Origin of the sequence: Mesorhizobium sp. M2A.F.Ca.ET.067.02.1.1 (genome assembly GCF_004023285.1) — a bacterium.
Lineage (GTDB): Bacteria > Pseudomonadota > Alphaproteobacteria > Rhizobiales > Rhizobiaceae > Mesorhizobium.
Genome location: NZ_RZSB01000122.1, coordinates 1 through 10,775, shown reverse-complemented (window position 1 = coordinate 10,775; position 10,775 = coordinate 1). Strand labels below are relative to the sequence as shown.

8 protein-coding genes and 2 pseudogenes are annotated in these 10,775 nt (G+C 63.8%); 4 read left to right on the top strand and 6 right to left on the bottom strand.

Annotation, left to right across the window (positions count from 1 at the left end; all coding sequences use genetic code 11):
* The coding region (locus tag EOA28_RS11910) for a pyridoxal-phosphate dependent enzyme (protein ID WP_128314913.1) at positions 1-361 on the bottom strand (361 nt) is incomplete at its 3' end.
* Positions 362-411: 50 nt separating this feature from the next.
* On the opposite strand from EOA28_RS11910, the gene EOA28_RS11905 reads away from it, so the two are divergent.
* A complete protein-coding gene (locus EOA28_RS11905; RefSeq protein WP_127253287.1) occupies positions 412-714 on the top strand; it encodes a metalloregulator ArsR/SmtB family transcription factor in 303 nt (100 codons plus the stop codon).
* Positions 715-727: 13 nt separating this feature from the next.
* Here EOA28_RS11905 and lysA read toward each other — a convergent pair whose 3' ends face one another.
* The 3 genes from lysA to argH form a co-directional block, all read right to left on the bottom strand.
* Positions 728-1,996 carry a diaminopimelate decarboxylase gene (gene lysA, locus EOA28_RS11900; protein ID WP_127386326.1) on the bottom strand — a complete coding sequence of 423 codons (1,269 nt, stop codon included), beginning with the start codon at positions 1,994-1,996 and terminating at the stop codon, positions 728-730.
* A gap of 54 nt (positions 1,997-2,050) precedes the next feature.
* Positions 2,051-2,257 carry a lipoprotein gene (locus EOA28_RS11895; RefSeq protein ID WP_127253283.1) on the bottom strand — a complete coding sequence of 69 codons (207 nt, stop codon included), beginning with the start codon at positions 2,255-2,257 and terminating at the stop codon, positions 2,051-2,053.
* Between the two features lie 185 nt (positions 2,258-2,442).
* Complete coding sequence (argH, locus tag EOA28_RS11890) at positions 2,443-3,843, bottom strand: argininosuccinate lyase (protein ID WP_127253281.1); 1,401 nt, start codon at positions 3,841-3,843, stop codon at positions 2,443-2,445.
* A gap of 33 nt (positions 3,844-3,876) precedes the next feature.
* On the opposite strand from argH, the gene EOA28_RS11885 reads away from it, so the two are divergent.
* Positions 3,877-4,560 carry a TlpA disulfide reductase family protein gene (locus EOA28_RS11885; RefSeq protein WP_127253279.1) on the top strand — a complete coding sequence of 228 codons (684 nt, stop codon included), beginning with the start codon at positions 3,877-3,879 and terminating at the stop codon, positions 4,558-4,560.
* Positions 4,561-4,626: 66 nt separating this feature from the next.
* Here EOA28_RS11885 and EOA28_RS11880 read toward each other — a convergent pair.
* Both EOA28_RS11880 and EOA28_RS11875 read right to left on the bottom strand, forming a co-directional pair.
* Positions 4,627-7,102 (bottom strand): annotated as a pseudogene (locus tag EOA28_RS11880) (EAL domain-containing protein).
* A gap of 179 nt (positions 7,103-7,281) precedes the next feature.
* On the bottom strand, positions 7,282-8,322 hold the full coding sequence (locus EOA28_RS11875; protein WP_127386427.1) for an endonuclease/exonuclease/phosphatase family protein: 1,041 nt from the start codon (positions 8,320-8,322) through the stop codon (positions 7,282-7,284).
* A gap of 240 nt (positions 8,323-8,562) precedes the next feature.
* On the opposite strand from EOA28_RS11875, the pseudogene EOA28_RS11870 reads away from it, so the two are divergent.
* Together EOA28_RS11870 and EOA28_RS11865 are read left to right on the top strand one after the other, a co-directional pair.
* Positions 8,563-9,914: pseudogene (locus EOA28_RS11870) on the top strand (extracellular solute-binding protein).
* A 106-nt stretch (positions 9,915-10,020) separates the two neighbouring features.
* The coding region (locus tag EOA28_RS11865) for a sugar ABC transporter permease (RefSeq protein ID WP_148670692.1) at positions 10,021-10,775 on the top strand (755 nt) is incomplete at its 3' end.

The following is a 10,775-nucleotide window of genomic DNA, read 5'->3' as shown; positions in this document are numbered from 1 at the left end:
GATCCGCGCCGTAGCTACGGATGCGCGCGAGCTTGGCCGGGGGGCTGACCTCGGGCACGAAGATCGTGGCCTTGTGGCCAAGCTTCATGGTGGCATAAGCGACGGCCGCACCGTGGTTGCCGCCGGACGCGGCCACCACGCCGGCCTCGGGCACCTGGCGTTCGAGCAGGTTGGTGAAGGCGCCGCGCACCTTGAAGGAACCGGAATGCTGCAGGGATTCGAGTTTCAGGTCGACCGGAAAGGCGGGACGGCCGAAATCCGCCATGTCGACGCGCATGACCGGCGTATGGCGGACATAGGGGCGGATGCGCGGTTCGACTGCGGCGATGCGCTCGCGCGTGATCGTTCTGGTGTTCAGCATAACCTGCTCCTCGGGATTGACTTCAATTAGTAACTTAGCAAAATAGCTAAATGCAAGAGGTCGACATCTTCAAGGCATTCGCCAATGAGCGCAGGCTGCAGATCCTCGATTGGCTCAAGGATCCTCGCGCGCATTTCCCGCGCCAAGCAGATGGCGATCTGGTCGAGGACGGCGTTTGCGCGCTGCTGATCGCTGAGAAGCTCGGCATCACACAGGCGACGCTCAGCGAGCATATGCGTGTGCTCACCCAGGCCGGCCTGCTCAGCACAAAGCGGGTGAAGCAATGGATCTTCTATCGCCGCGACGAAGGGCGGATCGCCGAAGCCAAGGCGCTCATCCAGCAAAGAATCTAACGCTTCGAGCGCGCTACCTCAGCCAGTCGGGGACCGAATCCAGCCCGATCAGGTTCTCATAGGTCTGGCGGGGGCGCACGACATGGAAGCGGTCGCCGTCCACCAGAACCTCCGGCACCAGAAGCCTGGTGTTGTAGGTGCCGGCCTGCACCGCGCCATAAGCGCCGGCGGTCGAAACAGCGATCAGGTCGCCGGCCTTCAGCCTGGGCAGGTCGCGGTCGTGGCCGAGGAAGTCGCCGGTCTCGCAGACCGGGCCGACGACGTCGACCTTCATGCGCGGTGTGGAGGCGGGCGGCTGCACCACCGGCCGGATGTCGTGGAAAGCGTCATAGAGCGTCGGCCGGATCAGGTCGTTCATGGCGGCGTCGACGATAAGGAAATTCCTGGCGTCGCCTTCCTTCACATAGATGACCTCGGACACCAGGATGCCGGCATTGCCGACGATCAGGCGCCCGGGCTCGAACATCACCTTGAGACCGAGCCTGGTGACATGCTTCCTGACGATCTCGGCATAGGCGTCGGGCAGCGGCGGCGGGCTGTTGTCGACGCGGTAGGGGATGCCGAGGCCGCCGCCGAGATCGACATGCTCGATCGCATGTCCGTCGGCGCGCAGCGCGCCGACCAGCTCGACCAGCAGCGCGAAGGCGTCGTCGAAGGGCTGCAATTCGGTGATCTGGCTGCCGATATGGGTGTCGATGCCGGTCACCTTGATGCCGGGCAATTCGGCCGCGCGGGCATAGACCTGCCGCACGCGCTGCCACGGGATGCCGAACTTGTTCTCGGCCTTGCCGGTCGAGATCTTCTTGTGTGTCCTGGCATCGACATCCGGATTGATGCGCAGCGAGATGGGCGCCACCTTGCCGAGCGCCACGGCGCGCGCCGACAGCAGTTCGAGTTCAGGCTCGGATTCGACATTGAAGCAAAGAATGCCGGCGGAGAGCGCGAAATCCATCTCGCGCGCGGTCTTGCCGACGCCGGAAAACAGGATCTTGCTGGCCGGGATGCCGGCGGCCAGGGCACGGCGCAATTCGCCTTCCGAGACCACGTCGGCGCCAGCACCTTGCCTGGCCAGCGTCCTCAGCACGGCCTGGTTGGAGTTCGCCTTCATGGCGTAGCAGACCAGCGCGTCGAGGCCGGCGAAGGCTTCTCTGAAAACGCGGAAATGCCGGGTCAGCGTCGCCGTCGAATAGCAGTAGAAAGGCGTGCCGACCTCGGCTGCTATATCGGGGATGGCGACGTCCTCGGCATGGAGCACGCCGTCGCGGTAGTCGAAATGGTTCACGAGGGTTGGTCCCGAAAAGTTGGAGCGTGGTGAGATCGAGCGATCCCGTCGGCTCTAGAGCAGTGGATCGAGGATGAACTTCCTGTCCTTGACCGGTTTCTCCGGCTCGGGCGGCACCGGCTGCTTGGCTTTTTCCGCATCCTTGCGCGCCTGCTCCGCCGCCTCATAGGGCGTGTCGAGGCCGGTCTTCCTGCCGCAGGCCGTGACGGTGACAACCGCCGCCAGCAGCGCCAGCGTCACCAAAATCCTGCTACGGGTCATCGATCCATCCGTTTGAAATTGTTTCCTGTGCCGCCGCTTTTAGCCGAGTTTTCGGCACTTTGCATCCGGGCAATTGTTTTGATGCATATCGTGTCCCAGAACCGCTGCACACGTCCGGGCGACATGCATTTGTTTTGATGCATGTCGTTGTCCCAGAACCGCTATGCACTTCTGGGCGACAGGCATTAAGCCTTGGCGAGCCGCTTTTTCCAGTAGCGGATCTGCTTCCGCACCTCCGACGGCGCGGTGCCGCCGAAGCTCACCCGGCTCTTCACCGAATTCTGCACGGCAAGCACCGAGAAGATGTCGTCGGTGATGCCGGGATGGATCGAGCGCAGGTCCTCCAGCGAGAGCTTCTCCAGGCCGACCTTCTTCTCCTCGGCGAGCGCCACGGCGCGGCCGGTGACATGATGTGCCTCGCGGAAGGGCAGGCCGAGATTGCGAACCAGCCAGTCGGCGAGGTCGGTCGCGGTGGCGTGACCGGCGCCGGCGGCCTTCTTCATGGCGGCGGCGTTGACGGTCATGTCGCGCACCATGCCGGTGGTCGCCGCCAGCATCAGGTCGAGCGTCTCGGCGGCGTCAAAGACCGCTTCCTTGTCCTCCTGCATGTCCTTGCCATAGGTCAGCGGCATGCCCTTCATCACGGTCAGCAGGCCGACGAGATGGCCGTTGACGCGGCCGGTCTTGCCGCGCACCAGCTCGGCGGCGTCCGGGTTCTTCTTCTGCGGCATGATCGAGGAGCCGGTGGAGAAGGAATCCGACAGGCGGATGAAGCCGAATTGCGGGGTCGACCAGATGATGATCTCCTCGGCGAGCCGGGAGAGGTGCGTCGCGCAGATCGCGGCGAGGCTCAGGAATTCCAGCGCGAAGTCGCGGTCCGAAACGCTGTCCAGCGAATTGCGCGTCGGCTCGCGGAAACCCAGCGCCTTGGCCGTCATGTGGCGGTCGATGGAAAAGCTGGTGCCGGCAAGCGCCGCCGCGCCAAGTGGGCTTTCGTCCATGCGCTCGATGGCGTCGTGGACGCGCGAGAGGTCGCGGCCGAACATCTCGACATAGGCCATGCAATGGTGGCCGAAAGTCACCGGCTGCGCGGCCTGCATATGGGTGAAGCCGGGCATGACGGTCGCCGCATGCTCCTCGGCGCGTTCGAGGAATGCGGCGATCAAGTCCTTCAATGCCTCGGCGACGCGCTGGCATTCCTGCTTGACCCAGAGCCTCAGATCGACCGCCACCTGGTCGTTGCGCGAGCGGGCGGTGTGCAGACGTCCGGCCGCAGGGCCGATCAGGTCGGCAAGGCGGGCCTCGACATTCATGTGGATGTCTTCCAGCCTGGTGGAGAATTCGAAGGTGCCGGCCTCGATCTCTTTCAGGATCGTGTTCAGCCCGTGAGCGATTTTTTCTTGATCGGCCGCCGAAATAATGCCCGTTTCAGCCAACATCTCGCTATGGGCGATCGATCCGCTTATGTCCTGCGCATAGAGCTTGCGGTCGAAGCCGATCGACGCGTTGATCGCTTCCATGATCGCGGCCGGACCCGAGGCAAAACGTCCGCCCCACATCTGGTTGCTGGCCTTCTTGTCGCTCATCGCTATAACCCGTGCTCCGGAGCAGTTTTGAAAATGGCAGACGGCAAGAAATTCTTTTTTCCGGCTACGCGCCTCATCCTTGCCGCTTTGGTGGCGGGCGTGCTGGCCGGCGCGGTCGCGGTATATGTCAGCGAGAGCGGTTCTGGCAACAACGCTCCGGAGAAGGTCGCCGCGGCCGCCGGCAAAGACGACGCCGCCTGTGCGGCCAAGGCAACCCGGGCCAAGACCGTCGCCGCAAAAGCGGTTGGCCAGGTCGCGGCGCTGCAGCCAGCCGATCCGCCGCAATCGCTGAAAAGCCTCGCCTTCAACGGTCCCGATGGCAAGCCGATGACGATCGCCGACCATGCCGGCAAGACGGTGCTGCTCAATCTGTGGGCGACATGGTGCGCGCCGTGCCGAGCCGAGATGCCGGCGCTCGATGCACTGCAGAAGGAGAAGGGCAGCAAGGACTTCGAGGTCGTCGCGGTCAATGTCGATACGGGCGACGATACCAAGCCGAAGAAGTTCCTCAAGGAAATCGGCGTCGAGACGCTCGGCTTCTACCGCGATCCGACGATCGCCCTGTTCAACGAGGCGAAGACGCGCGGCCTGGCGCTCGGGCTTCCGGTCACCATGCTGATCGACGCGGACGGCTGCTTGATCGCGCATATGAACGGCCCGGCCGAATGGTCGAGCCCCGACGCCAAGCGCCTAGTGGAAGCGGCGCTCGCGCCGTGATCGTGTGATCTTTTGGATTGACGCAATTCCGGACGGAAAACCGCTACACACTTTTCCTGGAATTGCTTAGACTGAACGCGCGGCCGCTGCCGGCTGCAGCATCAGGATGCTGCCGCCCCGGACATTTTCGACCTTGGCGGTTGCCGCGTCTTCCTTGACGCCGTCATCGGCCGCCGGAACACCCGTGAGCTCGCTGAACGCCTCGATCGGGCCGGGCCTGCCCAGAAAATATCCCTGGCCGATGTCGCAATCCTCGGCATCGAGGAAGCGCAATTCGTCGAGCGTCTCGACGCCTTCGGCCAAGACCGGCAGGCCGAGGCCGCGCCCCAGGCCGAGCACGGCGCGCACGATGGTTGCGACCTGGCCGTTACGGTCGACCGACTTGATGAAGGACCCGTCGATCTTGATCTTGTCGAAGGGGAAGGCGCGCAGGTTGGACAGCGAGGAATAGCCGGTGCCGAAATCATCCATCGCCACGCGTACGCCCAGCGCCTTGATCTGACGCAAGGTGGCCAGCGCGCGCGGCATGTCCTTCACCAACGCCGTCTCGGTGATCTCGAGCTCGAGCCGGCCTGCCGCCAGGCCGGTGCGAAGCAGCACCTCATGCACCTTGCGGCTGAAATCGGGATTGTGAAGCTGCACCGCCGAGACGTTGACAGCGACCGTCAGCGGGTTCTTCCACGTCGCGGCCTCCTCGCAGGCGGTCGACAGCACCCACTCGCCGATCTGGGCAATCGAACCGCTATCCTCGGCCACCGGGATGAACACCGACGGCGGAACCTCGCCGCGGTCGGGATGCTGCCAGCGGAGCAGGGCTTCGAAGCCGATCATCCTGCCGCTGCTGATTTCCTTCTGCGGCTGATAGACGAGCCGGAATTCGCCGCGCGCCACTGCCTGGCGCAGATCCTGCTCCAGGCTGCGCCGGTCGCGCGCCTCGGCACCCATGGAGGCCTCGAAATAGCGGAAGGTGTCCTTGCCTTCGGCCTTGGCGCGATAAAGCGCGGTGTCGGCATGGCTGACCAGCGCCGCCTGTTCGTCGGCATCGAGCGGGTAAAGCGCGATGCCGATGCTGGCCGACACCATGCCGCCGGGCGACAGCCGGTTTTTCCTGGCGCAGCGCCGAAAGCACCGCCTCGGCTATGCGGCCCGCCGCCTGCGGGTCAGGAAGATTGGGGGCGATGATGGCGAATTCGTCGCCGCCAAGCCGGGCCAACATCTGTCCGTGGCGCAGCACGCTGGAAGCGCAGTGAGCCACCTTTTGCAGCACGGCGTCGCCAGCGGCGTGGCCGAAGAGGTCATTCACTTCCTTGAACCGGTCGAGGTCGAGCAGCATGAGCGCCAGCTGGCTACCTTTGCCACTGCTTTTGCCATCTGGCGCGGATGCGGCGATCTCGGCTTCCAGGCGGCTGGTGAAGCTACGGCGGTTGGCAAGGCCGGTGAGCGGGTCGTAATTCGCAAGCCGCATGATCTCCTGTTCGGCCTTCCTGCGTTCGCGTATGTCGCGCACGGCCACGACCAGATGCGGCTTGCCGCAATAATCGATTCTCCTGGCGATCAGCTCCACCGGTATCCGGCTGTCGTCCTGACCGCGGAGGTCGGCTTCCTGCGCCTGTCCGTTGCCGGTGCCAACGGCCGACGCAATTCGTTCGCCGAACAGCTCGCCCAGCCTCATCGTGTTCAGCGTGCCGGCGGCGATGCCGCTCAGCGCCGCGATGCTGTCGTTGGCGCTGACGATGCGGTTGCCGTCGCAGACGATGAGGCCTTCGACGGCAGCATTGGCGAGGCCGTGCATGCGCTCCGCCTCGATCCTGTGACGGCGGAAGCGCAGATCGATCCACAGCGCGGTGGCCGCCAGCACCAGAATGACGAGGCTTGCCGTCGCGGCTGCGAAAGCCTGCGACATCGGAGCGATCGTGAATTTCGAGATCTCGATCGAGGAATCCGGATAGATCGAGACGGCGGCCATGGCGATGAAATGCAGCGTGCAGATCGCCAGCGTCAGCAGGACGGCACCGGCGACTGTCGCTAGGGTCGACGGGCGACGCAGCACGATAAACAGCGAAAGCGCGGCAAGTGATATACCCGAGACCAGCGATGCCGCGACCAGCAGCTGGTTCCAGACGATCCGACCTTCGACCTCGAAAGCCGCCATGCCGGTATAGTGCATCGCCGCGATGCCGATGCCGAGCACGGCGCCACCGACGAGATAGTGGTCGATGCCGCTGCGCACGGTTGCGATCCATATCCCAGCGGCCGTCAGAAGAACGGAAACCGCCAGCGAAGCGACCGAAAGCTCGGCGTTGTAGGCGTTGGGTATTCCCGGCGTGAAGGCGATCATGGCGATGAAATGCGTCGCCCAGATGCCAAATCCGGTCGAAGCGGCGGCAATCAGCAGCCAGGCATAACGGTTCCGGCTGGTCGATTGCACGACATGGCGGAGCAGATTGACAGCGGTGAAACAAGAAATTCCACAAATCAGCGCGGCCAGTGCGACCAGTCTCAGATCGTGCTCGTTTACGATACAATTATAGACGGTCAACATCTTGCTTCACCTGATCTTCCCACATCAATCAAGGCAACGGAATTGATTAGGGCCCGGCAGCTGAAGAATCGGTTATGCCGCCCGCAACCACTGCGTGCGTCCCAGGTTGTATCTGTCAGGGAGGCCATGCCTGGAATCATTGGGCCGAGCCAGCGGGAATTGGTCGATCCTGAAGGCCGTCACTTCACCCGCACCGTGACCACCAGCGCCTCGTGGTCGGCGCTCGGGCTGCCGTCCGGCAAGACCGCCGGCAGCGTCGCGGGTGCGCTTGCCGAAAGGCCGCGGGTGAAGAACCAGTCGATATGGCCGGCGGGCGTCAGGTCGCCGGCCGCGCGCCGCTGCGTCGGCTTGTCGAAGGCGTTGGCCTCGCGCCAGTCGTAGCCACGCTCGGCAAACACCGCGAACAGGGGCTCATGACGCTCCGGGCACATCAGCCGGTCCGGTTCGGCGGCGATGCGCTTTCGCCACGCGGCTGGGTCGTCATTGCGTTCGGGATAGGTGGCGGTGAGCGTGTTGAAGTCGCCGCCGATGAGAACAGGCGTTTCCGCATCATATCTGTCGATGGCATCGAGCAGATGGCGCGTCTGGTCGGCCCGGCCGGCCGGCGTGGTGCGGTTCTCGAGATGCACGGAAACGACGGTCACACGGCGGTCGCCGACCATCATCTGGCCGCCGAGCGCCATGCGGCCGCCGATGCGTGGCTGGCCGTGCTCCGGCAGGAACCAGGCGCCAGCGGCGTCGAAGCGAACGAGAAAAGGCCGCAGCAGCGGAACGGTGCTGGTTATGGCGTTGCCGTGGAAGCCCTCCACATTCTCGGCGCCGCCATTTGCCACCTGCTCCGTCTCATTGCCGGTGCCGAGCTCGAGGAACTCGACGCCATAGGCGTAGGAATGGCCCAGGCGATCGGCAAGCCGGCTCAGCAGATGGCCGTTGCCGGAGCGCGCCATGCCCTTGTCGACCTCGGACAGCAGCACGACGTGTGGCGCCTGGCCGGCGATGGTTTCGGCGATGGCATCGACGTGGCGCAGCCGCTCGACATTCCAGGCCATGACGGTCAGGCTCTCACCGGCGCTTTCACGCGAAGCCTTGCCGCCGATCTCAATCTCGCCGAGGGCGGGAACGGCGGCGGCGTGGCGCAGATGGGTGGCGCTGTCGCGCGGCCCGTCCCGCATGGCGTTGCGGACGGCGACGGGCACGTGCGTGAGCTGCGGAACCAGCATGTCTTGTCTCATTCAGTTAGCCGGTTAATCAAAGAGGTCTTTTCACGGCTTGGCGGCGCCCTAGCTCTCTAGAGCGCCGATGTGACGTTTTCATGCCGGCGCTGCCGCTGCCAGGGGAGGAGAGACTGGCTGTCCACAGGGGCTTCGGGCCCACAACAGAACTGTCACATACCTTCTCTATGAGAGCGGGCAAGGACTTGCGCAAAACCCTTGTCACACTGCCACTCAAGAGGGAAAACCATGACGATCATCAAGCGGGGCTTTGCTGCCCTTGCCGCCAGCGCGCTCAGCACCGCGCTTGCGGTTCCTGCTATTGCCGAACCGGTCAAATTCGACTTCTGGTTCGGTCTTTCGGGCGACCTCGCCCGCGTCGTCGACACGCTGTGCAAGAACTTCAACGCCTCCCAGAAGGACTACGAGGTCGTCTGCACCAGCCAGGGCAATTACGACGCCACGCTGCAGAACACGATCGCCGCGTTCCGCGCCGGCAAGCAGCCTACCGTCGTCCAGGTCTATGACGTCGGCACCGCCACCATGATGCTGTCGGCGCCTACAAGCCCGCCGACAAGCTGATGGAGGAGAACGGCTACAAGATCGACTACAACGACTATTTTCCCGGCATCGCCCGCTACTACGCGACGTCGAAGGGCGAGATGCTGTCCTTCCCGTTCAACTCGTCGACGGCGCTGATGTACTGGAACAAGGACGCCTTCGCCAAGATCGGCAAGACCGAGGCGCCGAAGACCTGGGAAGATGTCGGCGCCGATCTCAAGGCGCTGAAAGACGCCGGCTATGACTGCCCGATGGCGATCAACATCTCGGCCAACGAAAGCTGGCAGCTGATGGAGCAGTTCTCGGCGCTGCACAACCAGCCGATCGCCACCAAGAACAACGGTTATGACGGCCTCGACGCGCGTCTGGAAGTCAACAAGACCAAGTTCGTCCAGTACGTCACCGACTTGAAGAAGTGGTATGACGCGGGTCTCATCAAGATCAAGTCCAAGGATCTCGGCCAGGACATGGTGCAGGCCTTCGCCACCGGCACCTGCCAGGTCATCCTGACTTCGGTCGGCGACCACGGCACTGTCGGCCGCACCCAGAAGGAAGGCATGAGCTGGGATGTCGCCGAGCTGCCGGTCTATGCCGGCACCGAGCGCAAGAACTCTTTGGTCGGCGGCGCCTCGCTGTGGGTGCTGTCCGGCAAGTCGGACGCCGAATACAAGGGCGCGGCCGCCTTCCTCAACTTCATCCACGACCCCAAGACCGCTTTGTTCTGGTCGACCAACACCGGCTATATCCCGGTGACGAAATCGGGCTTCGATTTCATGCAATCCAACGGCTTCTACGACAAGGCGCCTTATAAGGGCCGCGAGGTGGCCATCGCCAGCCTGACCGCGTCGGAGCCGACCGAGATCACCCGCGGCATCCGCCTCGGCAACTTCACCCAGATCCGCGCCGAGTTCGGCACGCAGATGCAGGCGATCTTCGCCAACAAGGTCAGCGTGCAGGAAGGCCTCGACGCGCTGGTCAAGAATGGCGACGCCATCCTCGAGCGCTTCCAGCAGACCTATCCGGGTAAGACCCTGCCCTGACCCCGGATAGCGCAACGGCCGCCCGTCGAGATTCGACGGGCGGCCATTTCATATCTAGTTTGTCCCGCGAAGGCGGGCTGATGGGTTCCACTGCATCGGCGGATCTATGGAAAAACGCGTCACTTTCGGCAGATGGACGATCGGCATCCTGTTCGCGGTGCCGCAGCTTATCCTGATCTTCACCTTCTTCTATTGGCCTGCCGGCCAGGCGGTCTACTGGTCGCTGACGCTGCAGCAGCCCTGGGGCGGCGGCAACATCTGGGTCGGGCTCGACAATTTCCGCTCGATCCTGGCCAGTGCCGACTACTGGAATTCCATCACCGCCAGCATGATCTTTGCCGGCATCAGCACGGGCCTTGCGATGGTCATCGCGCTGGTGCTCGCCGCCCTGACCGACCGGCAGCTTGCCGGCTCGTGGCTCTATCGCGTGGTGCTGATCTGGCCTTACGGCATCGCCGCGCCGGCGCTGGCGCTGGCATTTCGTTTCATCCTGGCGCCGGAGGCCGGCTTCATGGCCGTCGTCAACAAGGTTTGGCCCGGCTTCTGGGACCCCGGCCTCGACGGCGCCGACGCGATGGCATCCGTCATCATCGCCTTTTCCTGGAAATATGTCGGCTACAACTTCATCTTCTTCCTCGCTGCCTTGCAGGCGATCCCGCGTTCGCTGATCGAGGCGGCGGCGATGGACGGCTCCGGCGTCATCCGGCGCTTCTGGGACATCCAGTTCCCGCTGATCACGCCGACGATCTTTTTCCTGCTGGTCATCAACATCACCGAGAGTTTCCAGGATTCCTTCGGCATCGTCGACATCATGACGGCGGGCGGTCCGGCGAATTCGACCAATCTGATGGTCTACAAGAT